The organism is Stenotrophomonas sp. Sm6012 (assembly GCF_030985895.1).
Taxonomy (GTDB): Bacteria; Pseudomonadota; Gammaproteobacteria; order Xanthomonadales; family Xanthomonadaceae; genus Stenotrophomonas; species Stenotrophomonas forensis.
The window spans coordinates 76,252-92,595 of the sequence record NZ_JAPTFX010000002.1 but is presented as its reverse complement, the minus strand read 5'-3'; the positions used below and the strand labels follow the sequence as shown (position 1 = coordinate 92,595).

Sequence of the window (16,344 nt, the reverse complement as noted above, 5' to 3'; positions counted from 1 at the left end):
CTGAACCGCTGGCCGGCAACCGTGCCCCTCTCCGGTCAGCGCAGCAACACCTCACGCAGCGCCGCGTAGTCGGCGGCCAGCGGTTCAGCGTGCGCTGGCCGCTGCAACAGCGCATCCAGTGCCGGCGGCACCGCCACCGGCTCCCCGATCAATGGCTCGACCACCGCCTCGAACTTGGCCGGATGCGCGGTGGCCACCACCGCCCAGTCGCCCTTGGCGCCGCGTGCACGCAGGTCCTGCAGGACCTTGACCGCCGTGGCCGTGTGCGGGCAGAACAGCTCGCCGCTGCTGGCGTGCGCTGCGGCAATGGTGGCGCGGATGGTGACGTCGTCCACCGCGAACGCACGGAAAGCTGCGCGCAATTCGGCATCGTCGCCGTGGTACAGCCAGCGCAGGCGCTCGAAGTTGCTCGGCGCGCCCACGTCCATCGCATTGGCTACCGTCGCCACGCTGGATTGCGGCTGGTAGTCACCGCCATTGAAGTACGCCGGCAGCACCGCATTGGCATTGGTGGCCAGTACGATCTGCCCGATCGGTACACCCAGTGCGCGCGCCAGCACCGCGGCCATCGCGTTTCCGAGGTTGCCGGTCGGCACCACCAGGTTGAGCCGGCGACGCGTCTCAGCGTGATGGGTCAGTGCCGCATGCGCGTAGTAGCTCATCTGCGGCAGCAGGCGGCCCAGGCTGATGCTGTTGGCCGAGCTCAACGGAATCTTCGCCTGCAGGTCGCGGTCGGCCAGCGCCTGCTTGACCATCGCCTGGCAATCGTCGAATGCACCGGCCACCCGCAGGGCCTGAATGTTGTCGCCGAAACAACCGAGCTGGTGCGCCTGCCGTGGCGACACGCGGCCATCCGGATACAGCACTACCACGCGCACGCCGGGTTGGCGATGGAACGCCGCTGCCACCGCTGCACCGGTATCGCCGGAGGTGGCAACGACAATCGTCAGGGCGCGTTCCTGGCCGGCCTGCAGCCGCGACAGCGTACCGGCAAGGAAGCGCGCGCCGATGTCCTTGAACGCCGCCGTCGGCCCATGGAACAGCTCCAGCACATGGTCACCGCCGCCGAGCGGACGCAGCGGCACCGGGAAGTCGAAGGCCTCGCGGCAGATCGACGGCAGCGCGGATTCCAGCGCATCACCCGCGAAGAACGGCGCCAGCAGATCGGCAGCCGTCTCAGCCAGGCTGGCACCGGCCTGCAGTTCGCGTGTCACCGGCAGGTTCTCCGGCACGTACAGCCCGCCGTCGGGGGCCAATCCTGCGGCGATCGCCGCGCTGAGGCCAACGGCCGGAGACTGGCCGCGGGTCGAAACGAAGTGCATGGGTTCGATATCCAGTAGAGGGGAGGAATTCAGCACAGGCGGGCTCCTGGCGCATCCAGCGGCGACACCCAGGCATCACTGTCGAAGCCGGCAGCCGCGAATGCGGCCTGCACGGGTGCCACGGCGGCGCGGGCCTGATCAGCATCCTCGAACCAGGCGAACACACTGGGCCCGGCGCCAGAGATGCCCGCGCCCATTGCATCGGCCGACAGCGCTGCATCGCGGGCGGCCTCGAAACCGGCGATCAGGCCTGCCCGTCGCGGCTCCACCAGCACGTCGCGCAGCCCGGCGCGGACCAGCCCGGCGTCACTGCGATGGCAACCACTGAGGACCAGCGCCAGGTTGGCGCTCTGCGCGACGAATTCGCCCAGTGCGTAACTGCCCTGCAATGCCTGGCGCGCGCGCCGCGTTTCCAGCACCGCGTGTGGATGCACCAGCAGGCTGTGCCAGCTGGCAGGCACTGGGATCGGCAGCAGGCGATCGGCCGTGCACAATGCCAGTCCGCCCAGCAGCAGCGGGCCGACGTTGTCACCGTGGCGGCCGCCACTGGCCACCGCCTCGCCGTCCAGCGCATGCGGATACAACGCTTCGCGTGGCAGCGGCGCATCCAGCAGCGCATTGGCCGCGACCAGCGCCGCAACACTCGACGCCGCCGAACCGCCCATGCCGGAGCCGAACGGAATGCCCTTGTCGATCTCGACGGCGAAACCGAAGTCCAGGCCCTGCCCTTCGCGCAGCGACATCAACGCAGCACCCGCCGTGTTCCCGGCCGCGTCCAGCGGCAGTTCGACCGCGCTGCCACGGATCGCCTCGATGCGCACCACCGGTTCGTCGATCCTGCGCACGCTTACGGTATCGCCGATCCCGGCGATGGCATGGCCGAGAATGTCGAAACCCACTGCCACATTGGCCACCGAGGCGGGCGCGTACGCACGTGCGATCACAGGCGCGCTCCTTCACCAGCGGCCACGCGCAGCAGATCGGCGAACACGCCGGCCGCGGTGACTTCCGGGCCTGCGCCCGGGCCCTGCACCACCAGAGGGTTGTCGCAGTAGCGGCGGGTACGGAACTGCACCACGTTGTCGGTCAGCCGCAGATTGGCGAAGGCGTGGTCGGCCGGCAGCTCCTGCAGGCCCACCGAGGCACCGTCGGCGCCGAGCTTGGCGACATAGCGCAGCACGGCGCCACGCGCGCGTGCCTCCTGCAGCCGCTGCTGCAGGCTGGCATCGGACTCGCCCAGCCTGGCCATGAATGCATCCACGCTGCCGTCGCGCAGCAGGGCGGGCACCAGGCTTTCCACCTGCACCTGCTCCAGGCTGAGCGCGTGGCCGGCCTCGCGGGCGAGGATCACCAGTTTGCGCGCCACGTCCACGCCGGACAGATCATCGCGCGGGTCCGGTTCGGTGTAACCCATCGACCGTGCCTGCGCGACCAGTGCCGAGAACGGCTGGCTGCCATCGAAGCGGTTGAACAACCAGGCCAGTGTGCCGGAGAAGATGCCTTCGATCGCCAGCACCTCGTCACCGGTATCCACCAGGTCGCGCAGCGTGGTGATGACCGGCAGGCCCGCACCCACCGTGGCCTCGTAACGGAAACGCGCGCCACTGGCCGCCGCCGCGGCACGGATGCGCTGGTAGCGCGGCAGCGGCCCTGCACCGGCCTGCTTGTTCGGCGTGACCACATGGATGCCGGCGGCCAGCCAGCCCTCGTAGCGCTCGGCCACCTCGGCACTGCCACTGCAGTCGATCACCACCGCATGCGGCAGGTGCGCAGCCAGCAGATGCTCGGTGAAGCGATCCAGGTCGCTGGACTCGCCGGCTTCCTGCAATGCCTGGCGCCAATCGGCATGCAGGCCATCCACTTCCAGGCGCATGCGCGAACGCGAGGCCAGCGCACGCAGGCGCAGGTCGACATTGGCCTTGGCCAGCAACTGCGGGCGCGCGGCCAGCAGCTGGTCCAGCAGCGCGGCACCGACATTGCCCGGCCCGATCACCCCCACCGCGAAGGTCTGCGGCGACAGCCAGAAGCCGGCATGTGCGGCGCGCAGCGCGCGGGTGGCATCGGCACTGTCCACCGCCACCGAGATGTTGCGTTCGGACGAGCCCTGCGCGATCGCCAGGATGTTCACCTGCGCACGGCCCAGCGCCTCGAACAGGCGCGCCGCCACACCGGGCTGGCCGGCCATGCCGTCACCGACCGCGGCCAGCACGCTGACCCCCTCGCTGACCTGCACGCGCTGCACCTGGCCCACCGACAACTCATGCGCGAACACATGCAGCAGGGCGTCGCGGCCGCGCGCAGCTTCGCCGGCACGCACCACGCAGCAGATCGAATGCTCCGACGAACCCTGCGAGATCATCACCACGGACACCTGCGCCTGGCGCAGGGCGGCGAACACGCGCTCGGCGGTACCCGGCACGCCAATCAGGCCGGTGCCTTCCAGGTTCAGCAGGGCCAGCCCGGGGCTGAGTGTCAGGCCCTTCACCGGCCCGCGCGGCGAGCGCTCGGCGCTGATGCGCGTGCCCGGATGCGCCGGCTGGAAGGTGTTGCGGATGAAGATCGGCAGGCCGAGGCGGATGGCCGGTGACATCGTCTGCGGGTGCACCACCTTGGCGCCGAAGTAGGCCAGTTCGCAGGCCTCGTCGTAGCTCAGCGACTCAAGCTGCACCGCTTCGGGCACCAGCCGCGGATCTGCCGACAGCACGCCATCGACGTCGGTCCAGATGTGCAGTTCATCGGCGTTGAACAGCGCGGCGAAGATCGCGCCGGAATAGTCGCTGCCGTTGCGGCCGAGCGTGGTGATGCGGTCATGGCGGTCACGCGCCACGAAACCGGTGGCGACCAGGCGCAGTTGTGGATGCTGCAGGCGCCATTTGGCCAGGCGGTCCGCACTGGCCTCCCAGTCGACATCCACGCCCAGTTCGCCATGCCCGACCACCAGCACGTCGCGCGCGTCGAGCACCGCGCAGTCTTCGCCGCGTGCACGCAGATGCGTGCCAAGCAGTTGCGCAGAGAACACTTCACCCAGGCCCTGCACGCGATCGAGCACTTCACGGGGCAGCTCGCCGATCACCGCCAGCGCCGCAAGCACCTCGGCCAGCTGCTCGAAGCGCGCGTCGATCCATTCCACGGTCTCGCCCACCTGCTCGCCCAGCAGCGCCACGGCAGCACCACGATGGCGCGCGCGCAGCGCATGCCAGGCCTCGCGCCAGCCTTCGTCACCCTTGGCGGCCAGCTGGGCCAGCTCGATCAGCGCATCGGTGACACCCTTCATGGCCGAGACGACGGTGACCTGCAGCGATTCGGGGCGGGCCAGCAGCAGGCCGGCAACATGGCGGTAGCGTTCGGCGTCGGCTACCGAGGTGCCACCGAACTTGTGCACGACGATGGACGGCGCAGCCAGGTCGGCCGGGGCAACGGAATGGGCGGGGGCGTGGGAAGACATGCAGACCTCGGTAGGAGGCCCCGTCGCATGCAGGTGTCGAGTTTCCCCGCCACCTGTATGGTGCGGGGCCGTGGTTTTCGGGAGTTACACGAAGACGACGGGCCGCACCAGGGCAGTGGTGACGGTGGTGGTGGTAATGGTGGTGGTGGCGACCGGCGCAGTCGAACGGCCCGCGGTGGCGGGGGCGTTCAGGCTGGCGTGGGCGGCATCAAGGACCATGCCGCACAGAAAACACCGCGCGCCCTGCCGCTGTCAAGTGCTGCGATGCAAAAACACGCTGCCGCGATCATCGGCCAACGTGCCGGCATTTGGTTGCATTTGAGACAAAGCACGCATCAGCTTGCTTGAGACATGCATTCAGCCGGCATGTTCGGCGATCGCCCGCGGTGCGCGATGGGCGTGCGCGCACAGCATCACCCCCGCCACCAGGAACACGATCGCCAGCGCCTCCAGCAGGGAGGGCCAGCGCTGTTGCCAGGCAAAGGCATAGAGCAGCGCGAACAGCGTCTCGAACACGATCATCTGGCCGGTGAGGGTCAATGGCAGCAGGCGGCTGGCGCGATTCCAGAACGCGTTGCCCAGAATCGAGGCGATCACCGCCACGCCGGCACTGATCGTCCAGAACCCGCCCCACTGCACTGGCGTGTGGCTGCCGGTGTGGCCGATGAAGGCCATCGGCACCAGCAGCAGGGCCAGGCCACCCGTGGTAACGCCCGTCAGCAGCGACCAGTCGTGGCTGGACAGATCCGGCCGCCGCGCCAGCCAGCGGCTGTTGCCGATCGAGTACAGCGCCCACGAAAACAGCGCTCCGAACGCGCACAACAGGCCGATCAGGCGCTGCCGCCAGGGCGTCGCCAGGTGTTCGGACATCAGCGCCTCCCAACCGACCAGCGCTACACCGAGCACGCACAGGCCCAGTGCCGGCAACAGCTGCTTCAGCGGCACCGCGCCCTTCTCGCGCACGCCCACCAGGGTCACCACCACCGGGATCAGGCCGACGATGAGCGAGGCCGCCGCGCCGCCTGCCCACTGCACGGCGGTCGCCAGCAGCAGGAAGTAGACCAGGTTGCCGGCAAGGCTCAGCCACAGCAGACCGGTCCATTCAGCACGCCCCAACTGTGGCGCCAGCCGCTTCCAGCGTGGCAGCAACAGCGCAACCGCGATCAGGCCATAGACCAGGTAGCGACCGGCGGACAGTTGCAGGGCATTGAACGACTGCAGCACGGCGGGGGCGAGGAAGACCACGCCCCATAGCGCGCCAGCGGCAACGCCATTGGCGATGCCCAGGGCCATCGGGTTGTTGCGCATTGGGATTCTTCGTGGGGGAAGAGGCCGCGCAGTGTAGTCGGTGGGCGGCGGAACCCTCTTGACCCAGGCTACTGCCCTGGTGCCCTTTTAGCGTCGAGCCATGCTCCACTGCTTTTGCACCGGCCATCGCGCGAACGGCGGCCGAGCATGGCTCGATGCTACAGATCGGTGCCCCTGCGCCACGCGGCCGGCGTCTGGCCGCACTCGCGGCGCAGCGCGCGGGTCAGTGCGCTCTGCTCGGAATAGCCTGCAGACAGCGCGATGTCACTGATCGGCGCGGCGCTGGTGCGCAGCTGGTGCTTGGCCCAGCGCAACCGGCTGGCACTGAGCCAGGCCTGGGGACTGAGGCCGAATTCCCGCTGGAACAGCGCATGCAGGCGGCTCTCGCTGACCCCCACAGACGCCGCCATGCGCGCCACCGGCCATGCCTGGCCCGGATCGGCCTGCACCGCCGCACACAGCCCCTGCATGCGAGCGCCACTGCCGGCCGGTGCAAACGTCTGCAGCAACTGCGGAAGCAGCGCCGGCATCGGCCGGCCGGCCTGCACATCGGCCAGGCACCGGCGCAGCGCCAGCGGCAGGTGCAACCAGCGCTGGCGGCACAGATGCTCCTGGGTGCCGTCATCGAGCACGCCTGGCGCGCAATCGACGATCACGAAACCGTTCGGGCCATCGGCCATCTGGTCATGGGCCTCGCCGGCGGCCACGAAAGCGCCCTGCAGCAGGTCCAGGCGGCCACCATGCCCTTCCATCTCGAACTGCAGTTCGCCCTGCAACGGCAGCACCCACTGCGCGTACTCATGACGGTCCAGGCCGGTGGCCTGGCCGTAGTGCCGCAGGTGGAAGATCGCGCCCATCCGGGCAGTGTGCGCGTGTAACACGGGCCGTGCAAACCGTTGCTATAGTCGAGGTGTCAACCCACGCAAGGAGTGCAGGTCATGACCCATCAGCACATGTATTTGCTGCTCGCCGCCAGCCTCGGCCTGGCGCTTGCTGTTCCGGCCCTGGCACAGGAACGTACCCCACCCGCTCCGCACTGCATGGACGCCGTTGGCGTGCAGGAAGTGGAACAGGCCTCACCTCGCTCGATCGCACTGCGCGCGGCCTCCGGCCAGGCCTATCGCATCGACTTCAGCCAGGATTGCCCCGGCGTCCGCACTGCCACCACGCTGAAGCTGGAAGCACCGGCGGGATGGGCCTGCGGTCGTCCCAGCGAGCGCGTGGTGGTCGATGGCCGCAGCTGCGCCGTCAGTGCGGTCACCCCGGTTCAGAACCGGGACTTCGCCAGCGTCGCCCGCGACAGTGACCGCCTGCGCACGGCCACCCTGCCCGCAGTGACCATCCGCGAGCGCAAGGAAATCCGTCGCGGCTTCGGCGGCTCGCCGTCGTACTGTTTCGCCACCCGCAACGTCCGCGCGTGGTCTTCCGACCCGCAGGGCATGCTGGTGGAGACCAATCCGCGCCGCAATGGTGGCCATCGCTACTACCGTGTCGAGCTCGGCAGCCACTGCCGCCAGCTCGATCGTGCACCGCAGCTCAGCTTCCGCTCCGGCATGCAGAACGGCCTGATCTGCGGCAATCCCGGTGACCGCGTCCTCACCGCGGGATTCGAGAATGGTGACCTGCGCAGTGATTCGCTGGCTCCGCTGCCGCAGTACACCCGCGGCGCCTGCACCATCCAGGCGGTGTACCCGGCCTCCAGCCAGGCGTCGAACTAACCGTCGACGCCGAGGAAGGTGAACGGCGCGCTGGGCACGAAGTGGCCCAGCGCATCGCCGGCGAAGGTGTTCCGCTGGTCCTTGCCAAGGTCGAGCTTGAGCACCGGGCCACCGAAATCGACCTTGTTCAGATCGACCCAGAACGTGTTCGGGGTCAACGCCGACTCGAAGAAGTACAGCCGCCGCTTGTGGTCGGCCACGGTACGCCAGCGCGTGGAGGAGATATTCGGCTCGCCCGGCGTGGTGATGCCGTATGGCACCGAGGCGTTGCGGATCACACTGAACACACTGGCCAGTGCCTCCACCGGATCTTCGGCCTTGGGAATGGCGTTGATGTAGAACGATGCGCGGGCGAAGCGATCGGAAGAGCGGTTGGTGCCCGGCAGCATCACCGTGCCGCCGATCTGCTGCCAGTAGGTGTTGAGCGCCAGCTGCTGGTCGAAGATCGGCGAGTTGGTCATCACCTGGTAGCGCCGGTCATGGTGGATGACCTGGCGGCCGCCGATGTACTCGACGATGGCACTGTCACCCGTGGCGTCGGACAGCGACAGATGCAGCGTCGCTTGGCGGTCCTCGCCAGGCACCTTGTCGGTGACGATCGAGTACGGCTCACGCTTCAAGGCAGCCACCGCCTCGTCCACCGTCGCAAAATTGTCGAGCACATACTGCGCCCACAGCGAGATCGCCAGGCCCGGCTTGTTGCCGCGCTGTTGCGGGTACTCCGATTCGACCAGCCACAGCAGGTTGGCGACCAGGCCCTTTTCGTTCATGCCGTCGGTGGTCGATACGTCGTAGCCGGTGGCCACCACGCTGCCATAGCGGGCGGTCCAGGCCAGCGACTTCGGGCCGGCCTGCCCGGTGCGTGCGATGCCACGCGGCAGCACATAGAGATTGGTGGCGACATCCACCTTCCAGTCCATCGAACGCGCGGTGATCACATCACCGTTGTCGCCCAGGTACACCGCGCGCGTGCAGGCCAGCGCCGGTGCGATCGCCGACGCCAGCGCCATGGCCAGCATCGCCCTTCCCTTCCACTTCATCCGTGCCATGTCACTGCGCTCCGTTCCCCGTGGTCCATGGATCTGACCCGATCGATCGTGACACAGGGGTGAAGCCTCAACGCACGAGGCGATCGTGCAGCCAGAAGCCCAGCACCATCGCCGGCACGAACCACAGCGCTTCACGCGATGCCACGGCCAACCCGGCGATGGCCGGCCCGGGGCAATAGCCGGCCCATCCCCAGCCGATGCCGAACAGTGCCGCGCCCAGCAGCAGGCGAGCATCCACATCATGTGCCGTCGGCAGCTGGAAGCGAAGGGCAAACCAGGGCTGCGCGCGACGCAGCACCCAACGCTGGCCGATTGCACTGGCCAGCAGCGCCGAGCCCAGCACCCACATCAACGTGGGATCGAACGCGCCACGGATGTCGAGGAAGCCGAGCACGCGCCGTGCATCGGTCATTCCGGAAAGCGCCAGCCCGGCTCCGAACAGCGCACCGGCCACTGCGGCGGCCCCGAGGACGCGGCTCACGGCAGCGCTCCGCCGTGACGGATCACGAACGTGGTCAGCATCGCGCAGGCCATGAACACCAGCACCGCCAGCAGCGATCGCTTCGAACCGCGGGCCATGCCGCATACGCCGTGGCCACTGGTGCAGCCGCTGCCCAGGCGGGTACCGAAGCCGACCAGCAGGCCGGCGCCGATCAGCTGCCAGGCGGGCAAGGCATCACGCAGCAGTACGCGTGGGGCGCTCCCGGGCACCGACTGCCACCACAGCACCAGCCCTGCCGCTGCCAGCAGGCCCATGAGGAAGGCCCAACGCCAGCCGCGCTCGCCTCTACCGGCGCGCAGGCTGCCCGCAGCGATCCCGCTGATGCCGGCAACGCGACCGGTAGCAGCCAGCAGCCACACGGCAGCGATACCGATCAACGCACCGCCCGCCAGCGCACTCCATGGCAGGTTCATGCCCCGCCTTCCTTGATGCCATGCATGGATTGCCCTCAAATTTAGATTCCTCTAAATTAGACACCTCTAAACAAAAAGGTCAACCATGACCCACCCGCCGCTCGACACTGCCACGATGGCCGAGCACGCCACGCAGGCGGCCGCGCTGCTCAAGAGCCTGGCCCATCCTGCCCGGCTGCAGGTGCTGTGCCGGCTGGTCGAGGGTGAGGCGCCGGTGCCGGAACTGCAGGCGCTGACCGGCCTCAGCGCGTCGGCGCTGTCCCAGCACCTGGCGGTGCTGCGCGGAATGCAGATCGTGGCGACCCGGCGCGAGGCGCAGGCAATCCACTACCGCATGCAGGAAGGCCCGGCGCTGGGGGTGCTGCAGGCACTGCACGCCGCCTATTGCGGAGGCGGCGTGCGCTGAATCTCAACCGGCGTGCAGTGCCGGTTGCACTACCGCATCCAGCAGGTCGACCGGGGTCGGCGCCGAACGATCTCCTTCCAGGGCCCTGCTGAAACCGGACCAGTCGCTGCTCGAAAGCTGCCGCAGCAACGCGGCCTCCACCGGCAAGGCACGCATCGACCAGTACGGAAACTGGCGCTGGCCCAGGCGGCCGCGCGCCAGCTCGATGACGTCGATGTGGCTGCCCGCCTGCAGGATGCGCTCATACACCGAATCGATACCGTCCGGCGGCCCCTCGATGTACTGCAGGAAGCGATCGCCATCATGCAGCAGCACGCCGGTCACGCCGGCCATCTTGTTGAAGCGTGCGGCATCTTCGACCAGCGCCTGCAGCCGCTCAACGGAAAGCTCTGGCAGCGCCCGGCTGACGTAGGCGATGGCGCGCAATGGCATGGTGCGTCCTTGGCAGGGTGTGAATGCACGGTAGCAGGTGCGGACGAGTCCGTCTCAATGCGGGTGCACCCAGCCTGAAGAGTTCAGCTTGCGGTGCCGCCGGCTGCGTCCCACCGCCGTGGGAGCCTTGCTTCGAATACGACCTGCCCTGCCTCGTTGCGCGCGCCGATGCGTCCACCATGTGCGCGCACGAACTGATCGACGATGTACAGGCCAAGGCCCAGACCTTTGCTCTGGTGGAAGCTGGCCTTGAACGGTTCGAACAGCCGCGGCAACAGCGCGTCATCGATATGGCCGGCATTGCTCACCCGCATCACCACCGTGCGCGCATCGCGCCCATCCAGCTGCACGAGGGCCTCGCTGCCATGCGTCAACGCATTGCCCACCAGGTTGGCGGCGATCTGCCCCAGGCGATCCATGTCACCCTGCAGGCGGGTATCGCCGATGGCGTCGAAATGGATACGCTCGTGACCGTGCGCGCTGCCCGCCTCGGCAATCACCGCATGGGTGACCTCGGCCAGGTCGCAGGCACTGGTCTCAAGGCGCAGGCCACCACTGCGGATACGCGAGAAGTCCAGCAGCTGCTCCACCATCCGCGCCATGCGCAGCGTGCTGGCCTCCAGGTGCTGCAGCGTCTGCTGTGCCCCCGCGTTGTCCTCCGGAAGCTCCAGCGCCAGCTTGTCCGCACAGAGCAGGATCGCCGACAGCGGCGTGCGCAGATCGTGGGTCAGCACCGCGGCCATCGTCTCATTGAGCTTGAGCGCTCGCTCCAGCGCTTCATTGCGCGCCTTCAGCAGCTGCCGCTGCTGGTACAGCTCGATGAAGACGTTGACCTTGCTCATGATCACCTGCGGCGCCACCGGCTTGTGCAGGAAGTCCACCGCACCGGTTTCGTAGCCCTTGAACGCGCGCACCGGATCGTCCGGCGAGGCGGTCAGGAAGATGATCGGCACCGTGCGGCTGCGATGCGAACCACGCATCAGCTCGGCCAGGGTAAAGCCATCGATCTCCGGCATGTGCACGTCCAGCAGGGCCAGGGCGACCTCGTGCTCGAGCAGCAGCTCGAGGGCCTGCGCACCCGAGCCCGCCAGCAACAGGTTCACACCCTCGCGCTGCAGCAGGGCCTGCATGGCTACCAGGTTCTGCGGCACGTCATCGACGATCAGCAGGTTGACCGGGGTCTGCGACTGCGCAGGGTCCGGTGGCAGCAGGTTCATGCAAACAACTCCTTCAGGCGACGACACATCAATTCAAGGGGCAGCACGGCGTCGGCGCCGGCGTGCTGCAGGGCGGAAGCCGGCATCATCGATGCCTCGGCTTCCTCGGGGCATTGCAGCCAGGCACGGCCGCCCGCGGCGCGCACTGCGGCAACACCTTCGCTGCCGTCGCTGCTGGCACCGGTCAGCAACAGCGCCAGTACCTGCGCACCAAACACGGCAGCCGCTGATTCAAACAGGGGATCGATGGCCGGACGCGAGAACAGCACCGGCGCATCGACCGACAGCGCTATGGCATCGGAATCTTCCACCAGCAGGTGGTAGTCCGGCGGTGCGAAGGTCACGGTGCCTGGCTGCAGCGGCTGCTTGTCCTCCGCTTCGCGCACCGGCAGTGCGCAATACGGCGCCAGCACCTCGGCAATACGGCTGGAGCGATCGCGTGGCAGGTGCAGCACGGCCAGCACCGGCGCGGGCAACCTGGCTGGAAGCGCCCCGAGCACGGCCTGCAGCGCTGCAACGCCTCCCGCCGACGCTCCCACCACCACCACCGCAGGGCGAGCCTGCACCACCATCAGGCCACCTTCCGGTACAGGCGGTGTTCGCGCGAACAGACGTCGAAGGCATCGTGGTGATGCCCGAACTGCAGCGACTCCTTGCTGCCCAGGCCGAGGAAACCACGGTGCACCAGCGCCTCGCGGAACAACCCGACCGCCCGGTCCTGCAGGTCGCGGTTGAAGTAGATCAGCACGTTCCGGCACGACACCAGATGCACTTCGGAAAACACGGTGTCGGTGGCCAGGCTGTGGTCGGCGAACACCACGTTGCGGCGCAGCTGGCGGTCGAACACCGCGCCATCGTAGGCGGTGGCGTAATAGTCCGACAGCGATGCCGTGCCGCCCGCCGCCAGGTAGTTGCGGCTGAACTGCGCCATGCGGTCGATGCCATACGCACCGGCTTCGGCGGTGGCCAGTGCCGCCGGATTGATGTCGGTGGCATAGACGATGCTGCGCTCGAGCAGGCCTTCCTCGTGCAGCAGGATCGCCAGCGACCACACTTCCTCGCCGGTACTGCACCCGGCCACCCACAGCTTCACCGAGGGATAGGTGCGCAGCACCGGTACCACCTGTTCGCGCAGCTCGCGGAAATAGGCCGGGTCACGGAACATTTCCGAGACCTGCACGGTGAAGAACTGCATGGCCTGGGCGAACAGCTCCGGCTCGTGCAGCAGGCGGTGCTGCAGATCGACCAGGCGATCACACTCGTAGCGCTGCATGGCCTGGCGCATGCGACGGCGCAGCGACGACACCGCGTAGCTGCGGAAATCATAGTGGTAGCGCTGGTACAGCGCTTCCAGCAGGATTTTCAGTTCCAGGTCGAACAGCGCCTGCTCGTTCATTGCCGCGAGCACCAGACGCGGCACAGCGAGACCAGCTTGTCGACGTCGATGGGTTTGGCGATGTAATCGTTGGCACCGGCCTGCAGGCAGCGCTCGCGGTCGTCCGGCATCGCCTTGGCGGTCAGCGCGATGATCGGCAGGTCCTGCAGGTGGCGCTGCGCACGGATCTCGCGCATCGCCGCCAGGCCGTCCTTCTCCGGCATCATGATGTCCATCAGCACCAGGTCGACCTCGCGCTCGGCCAGGCGATCCACCGCCTCCTGGCCATTGCGCGCGATCTCCAGGGTCACGCCCAGCGGTTCAAGCACGCTGGACAGGGCAAAGATGTTGCGCACATCGTCCTCGGCCAGCAGCACGGTGCGGCCATCAAGCACGGTATCGCGGCGCCGCGCTTCACGCAGCAGGCGCTGCTGGTCGCTCGGCAGGCTGGCCTCGACGCTGTGCAGGAACAGGGTCACTTCGTCCAGCAGGCGTTCCGGCGAACGTGCGCCCTTGATGATGATGCTCTTCGAATAGCGGCGCAGGCGCTGCTCTTCCTCGCGGTTGAGCGCGCGGCCGGTGTAGACGATCACCGGCGGGAAGCCGACATCGTCATTGCCTGCCATGTGCTCCAGCAGGTCGTAGCCGCTGCCGTCGGGCAGCGACAGATCCATCACCATGCAATCGAAGGTGACGGTGCTGAGCTGCTCCAGCGCGCCGGCCAGGGTGCCCACCGCGATGATCTGCAGCTGCTCGCGGCCGAGCAGCAGTTCCAGGTTGTGGCGCAGCTCGCTGTCGTCTTCGACGATCAGCAGGCGCCGCACGTCGCGCTGGCTGGTCTGCTCCAGCTGCTCGATGGCCGCCACCAGCCGCTCGCGCGTGGTCGGCTTGATTGCAAAACCAATCGCACCCAGCTCACGCGCCACCTGGCCGCGATCCATCGCCGAGACCACGTGCACCGGAATATGGCGTGTGTCGGGATTGCGCTTCAAGCGTTCCAGAACACTCAGGCCGGACACATCAGGCAGCCCGATATCGAGCAGGATGCCGTTGGGGCGCAGCTCCGCGGCCAGCGACAGGGCTTCTTCGGCCGTGGTCGCGACCACGCAGTCGAAATCCAGCTCATGCGCCAGCACCACCAGCGCTTCGGCGAAGGTGGCGTCGTCCTCGACCGCCAGGATCAAGCGCCCGGCGCGTTGGCGACGGCCACGATCATCAGCCACAGTAGCGATGGTCGGCGCCGCCACCGGGGCAACCGCAGGCGCGGCAGCCGTGCGTGCGGCGACCGCTGCCGCAGGCTGCGGCGAAGCCACGATGGACACCGGCGCCGGCGCTTCAGCCGACACCGCTACCGGCGCGCCCTGCAGCGGCATTTCCAGGATGAAACAGCTGCCGCGGCCCGGCTCGCTGTCGACGTGGATGCTGCCGCCCATGCGCTCGGCAAGGTCGCGCGAGATCGACAGGCCGAGGCCGGTGCCGCCGTAACGGCGACGGGTACTGCCATCGGCCTGGCGGAACGCTTCGAAGATGACCTGCAGCTGCTCACGGGCAATGCCGATGCCGGTATCGGCGACTTCGAAGCGGATGCGGCCGCTGCCAGCGGCACGAACGTGCAGGCTGACCTTGCCGTGCTCGGTGAACTTCAGCGCATTGGCCAGCAGGTTCTTCAGGATCTGCTGCAGGCGCTGGCTGTCGGCCACCAGCTGGCTCGGCGCCAGCGCATCGGCCTCGATCTGCAGGGCCAGGCCCTTCTGCCGTGCCATCGGCTCGAAGGTCTCGCGCAGGCGCTGCACGACGCTGTCCACCACCACCACTTCGTCGGCCAGCTCGACGTGGCCGGCCTCGATGCGTGACAGATCGAGGATGTCGTTGATCAGCGCCAGCAGGTCGTTGTTGGACGACAGGATGGCGCGCGCATATTTCACCTGCTCCTCGGTCAGGGTGCCGTCCTTGTTGTCGGCCAGCAGCTTGGCCAGGATCAGCGAGCTGTTCAGCGGCGTGCGCAGTTCGTGCGACATGTTGGCCAGGAACTCGGACTTGTAGCGCGAGGTGGCCGCCAGTTCGTTGCTGTTGCGCACCAGCTGGCCCTGCGCCACCAGCAGCGCCTGCTTCTGCGCCTCCAGCTCGTGGGTGCGCTCTTCCAGCTGGACGTTGCTCTGTTCCAGCTCGGCCTGTTGTTCTTCCAGGTGGCTCTGCGACTGCTGCAGGCTGCGGCTCTGCTCTTCCAGTTCCTCGTTGGCCACCCGCAGTTCTTCCTGCTGCGCCTGCAGTTCCTCGCCCTGGCGCTGCGATTCCTCCAGCAGCACCACCAGCTGTGCCCGCAGCAGCGAGGCCCGCAGGGCCATGCCGATGGTCTCGCCACAGCGTTCCAGCAGCTCACGATCCAGGTCGCGCTGCCCGCCCACCTGGGTGCGGCCCAGTTCGATGACACCGACGACGGCGCCATCGCTGCTGATCGGCGCCAGGATGCGCTCGCTGACCGGCAGTCGCCCCAGGCTTGTCTGCAGTTCAAGCACGGCGGCCTCACCGCCGTGCAGGTGCCGGATGCGTTCGTCACGGGCTACCTGCCCGGCCACGCCTTCCTGCAAGGCCAGCGACGCCGGCATGCCCGACGGCAGTGCCATGCCACCGGTCAGCTGCAGGCGTCCGCCTTCCAGCCGGTACACCGCGCCAACGTCTGCCTGCAGCTGGCCGCCCAGCTGGGTGGCCGCCGCCTCGGCGATCTGCTCAGGCCCCAGGTCACCACGCAGGCTCATCGCCACCGCATTCTCTGCTTCCTGCAGCCACAGTGCCCGCATCGCCTGCCGCCGCGCTTCGATGGCGCGGGAGACGATCAACGCGATCATCAGGAACGCGCAGCCACCAATACTGCGATTGACGAACGAGAACGATGAATTGTTGCTGGCCGGGGCCACATTGAAGCCAATCACCAGCAGCACACAGGCGATCGCGGCAACGATGAACGGCGCGCGCACGCTGCGCTGGAACACCGTCACGCCTACCGCGAGGAAATAGGCCAGCCAGACCGCATAGCCCAGCGGCACCACCAGCTCCAGGGCGATGGTGGCCGCCAGCAATACGGCGGAGGTCATCCAGATCCAGCGGTCACGCGTGGTCGCACCAGGACGCATGCAGGTCGGTTCCAGAGGGCAAAGGG

Annotated in this window: 16 protein-coding genes; 2 read left to right on the top strand and 14 right to left on the bottom strand. The window is 68.0% G+C overall.

Translation table 11 applies throughout. From position 1 onward, the window contains the following. Window positions 1-35 precede the first annotated feature (35 nt). The 6 genes from thrC to O0J73_RS00995 all read right to left on the bottom strand — a co-directional run bounded on the left by thrC (window position 36) and on the right by O0J73_RS00995 (window position 6,932). Window positions 36-1,322: a threonine synthase gene (thrC, locus tag O0J73_RS01020; protein WP_308307801.1), complete on the bottom strand. Its 1,287-nt coding sequence runs from the start codon at window positions 1,320-1,322 to the stop codon at window positions 36-38. A gap of 29 nt (window positions 1,323-1,351) precedes the next feature. Continuing rightward, window positions 1,352-2,266: a homoserine kinase gene (locus O0J73_RS01015; RefSeq protein ID WP_197563033.1), complete on the bottom strand. Its 915-nt coding sequence runs from the start codon at window positions 2,264-2,266 to the stop codon at window positions 1,352-1,354. Further along, entirely contained in the window at window positions 2,263-4,767 is a 2,505-nt protein-coding gene (gene thrA / locus O0J73_RS01010; protein WP_308307800.1) for a bifunctional aspartate kinase/homoserine dehydrogenase I, read from the bottom strand. Before thrA ends, O0J73_RS01015 begins: the two co-directional genes overlap by 4 nt. A gap of 84 nt (window positions 4,768-4,851) precedes the next feature. Beyond that, window positions 4,852-4,986 carry a hypothetical protein gene (locus tag O0J73_RS01005; RefSeq protein WP_275575128.1) on the bottom strand — a complete coding sequence of 45 codons (135 nt, stop codon included), beginning with the start codon at window positions 4,984-4,986 and terminating at the stop codon, window positions 4,852-4,854. Window positions 4,987-5,124: 138 nt separating this feature from the next. Continuing rightward, window positions 5,125-6,075: a DMT family transporter gene (locus O0J73_RS01000; protein ID WP_308307799.1), complete on the bottom strand. Its 951-nt coding sequence runs from the start codon at window positions 6,073-6,075 to the stop codon at window positions 5,125-5,127. Window positions 6,076-6,233: 158 nt separating this feature from the next. Then, a complete protein-coding gene (locus O0J73_RS00995) occupies window positions 6,234-6,932 on the bottom strand; it encodes an AraC family transcriptional regulator (protein ID WP_308307798.1) in 699 nt (232 codons plus the stop codon). Window positions 6,933-7,013: 81 nt separating this feature from the next. On the opposite strand from O0J73_RS00995, the gene O0J73_RS00990 reads away from it, so the two are divergent. Next, the gene (locus O0J73_RS00990; protein WP_040007878.1) at window positions 7,014-7,793 is read left to right on the top strand and encodes a DUF6491 family protein; all 780 of its coding nucleotides are present in this window, start codon (window positions 7,014-7,016) and stop codon (window positions 7,791-7,793) included. Here O0J73_RS00990 and O0J73_RS00985 read toward each other — a convergent pair. The 3 genes from O0J73_RS00985 to O0J73_RS00975 all read right to left on the bottom strand — a co-directional run bounded on the left by O0J73_RS00985 (window position 7,790) and on the right by O0J73_RS00975 (window position 9,757). After that, a complete protein-coding gene (locus tag O0J73_RS00985) occupies window positions 7,790-8,842 on the bottom strand; it encodes a linear amide C-N hydrolase (RefSeq protein ID WP_053449587.1) in 1,053 nt (350 codons plus the stop codon). The two genes, O0J73_RS00990 and O0J73_RS00985, sit on opposite strands and share 4 nt — an antisense overlap. Window positions 8,843-8,909: 67 nt before the next feature. Beyond that, the gene (locus O0J73_RS00980; RefSeq protein WP_308307797.1) at window positions 8,910-9,323 is read right to left on the bottom strand and encodes a DUF6691 family protein; all 414 of its coding nucleotides are present in this window, start codon (window positions 9,321-9,323) and stop codon (window positions 8,910-8,912) included. Further along, window positions 9,320-9,757: a YeeE/YedE family protein gene (locus O0J73_RS00975; protein ID WP_308307796.1), complete on the bottom strand. Its 438-nt coding sequence runs from the start codon at window positions 9,755-9,757 to the stop codon at window positions 9,320-9,322. Before O0J73_RS00975 ends, O0J73_RS00980 begins: the two co-directional genes overlap by 4 nt. A gap of 85 nt (window positions 9,758-9,842) precedes the next feature. Between O0J73_RS00975 and O0J73_RS00970 the strand changes: the two genes are divergently transcribed. After that, complete coding sequence (locus tag O0J73_RS00970; protein ID WP_308307795.1) at window positions 9,843-10,163, top strand: metalloregulator ArsR/SmtB family transcription factor; 321 nt, start codon at window positions 9,843-9,845, stop codon at window positions 10,161-10,163. 3 nt (window positions 10,164-10,166) lie between these two features. On the opposite strand, the gene O0J73_RS00965 is transcribed toward O0J73_RS00970, so the two are convergent. The 5 genes from O0J73_RS00965 to O0J73_RS00945 all read right to left on the bottom strand — a co-directional run bounded on the left by O0J73_RS00965 (window position 10,167) and on the right by O0J73_RS00945 (window position 16,318). Then, entirely contained in the window at window positions 10,167-10,595 is a 429-nt protein-coding gene (locus tag O0J73_RS00965; RefSeq protein WP_308307794.1) for a BLUF domain-containing protein, read from the bottom strand. An 83-nt stretch (window positions 10,596-10,678) separates the two neighbouring features. Continuing rightward, entirely contained in the window at window positions 10,679-11,812 is a 1,134-nt protein-coding gene (locus O0J73_RS00960) for a hybrid sensor histidine kinase/response regulator (RefSeq protein WP_006436200.1), read from the bottom strand. After that, window positions 11,809-12,384 (bottom strand): chemotaxis protein CheB, encoded by a 576-nt coding sequence (locus tag O0J73_RS00955; RefSeq protein WP_006436198.1) that lies wholly within the window; start codon window positions 12,382-12,384, stop codon window positions 11,809-11,811. Before O0J73_RS00955 ends, O0J73_RS00960 begins: the two co-directional genes overlap by 4 nt. After that, window positions 12,384-13,208: a CheR family methyltransferase gene (locus O0J73_RS00950; RefSeq protein WP_006436197.1), complete on the bottom strand. Its 825-nt coding sequence runs from the start codon at window positions 13,206-13,208 to the stop codon at window positions 12,384-12,386. The genes O0J73_RS00955 and O0J73_RS00950 overlap by 1 nt, the downstream gene beginning before the upstream one ends. Continuing rightward, window positions 13,205-16,318, bottom strand: a complete 3,114-nt coding sequence (locus tag O0J73_RS00945; RefSeq protein WP_308307793.1) for a response regulator — start codon at window positions 16,316-16,318, stop codon at window positions 13,205-13,207. Before O0J73_RS00945 ends, O0J73_RS00950 begins: the two co-directional genes overlap by 4 nt. Window positions 16,319-16,344 lie beyond the last annotated feature (26 nt).

Bases quoted from the DNA above. Each gene is read 5' to 3' on its own strand.
- thrC (WP_308307801.1), bottom strand. From the start codon at position 1,322: ATGCACTTCGTTTCGACCCGCGGCCAGTCTCCGGCCGTTGGCCTCAGC.
- thrA (WP_308307800.1), bottom strand. From the start codon at position 4,767: ATGTCTTCCCACGCCCCCGCCCATTCCGTTGCCCCGGCCGACCTGGCT.
- O0J73_RS01005 (WP_275575128.1), bottom strand. From the start codon at position 4,986: ATGGTCCTTGATGCCGCCCACGCCAGCCTGAACGCCCCCGCCACCGCG.
- O0J73_RS01000 (WP_308307799.1), bottom strand. From the start codon at position 6,075: ATGCGCAACAACCCGATGGCCCTGGGCATCGCCAATGGCGTTGCCGCT.
- O0J73_RS00995 (WP_308307798.1), bottom strand. From the start codon at position 6,932: ATGGGCGCGATCTTCCACCTGCGGCACTACGGCCAGGCCACCGGCCTG.
- O0J73_RS00990 (WP_040007878.1), top strand. From the start codon at position 7,014: ATGACCCATCAGCACATGTATTTGCTGCTCGCCGCCAGCCTCGGCCTG.
- O0J73_RS00985 (WP_053449587.1), bottom strand. From the start codon at position 8,842: ATGGCACGGATGAAGTGGAAGGGAAGGGCGATGCTGGCCATGGCGCTG.
- O0J73_RS00975 (WP_308307796.1), bottom strand. From the start codon at position 9,757: ATGAACCTGCCATGGAGTGCGCTGGCGGGCGGTGCGTTGATCGGTATC.
- O0J73_RS00970 (WP_308307795.1), top strand. From the start codon at position 9,843: ATGACCCACCCGCCGCTCGACACTGCCACGATGGCCGAGCACGCCACG.
- O0J73_RS00965 (WP_308307794.1), bottom strand. From the start codon at position 10,595: ATGCCATTGCGCGCCATCGCCTACGTCAGCCGGGCGCTGCCAGAGCTT.
- O0J73_RS00960 (WP_006436200.1), bottom strand. From the start codon at position 11,812: ATGAACCTGCTGCCACCGGACCCTGCGCAGTCGCAGACCCCGGTCAAC.
- O0J73_RS00955 (WP_006436198.1), bottom strand. From the start codon at position 12,384: ATGGTGGTGCAGGCTCGCCCTGCGGTGGTGGTGGTGGGAGCGTCGGCG.
- O0J73_RS00950 (WP_006436197.1), bottom strand. From the start codon at position 13,208: ATGAACGAGCAGGCGCTGTTCGACCTGGAACTGAAAATCCTGCTGGAA.
- O0J73_RS00945 (WP_308307793.1), bottom strand. From the start codon at position 16,318: ATGCGTCCTGGTGCGACCACGCGTGACCGCTGGATCTGGATGACCTCC.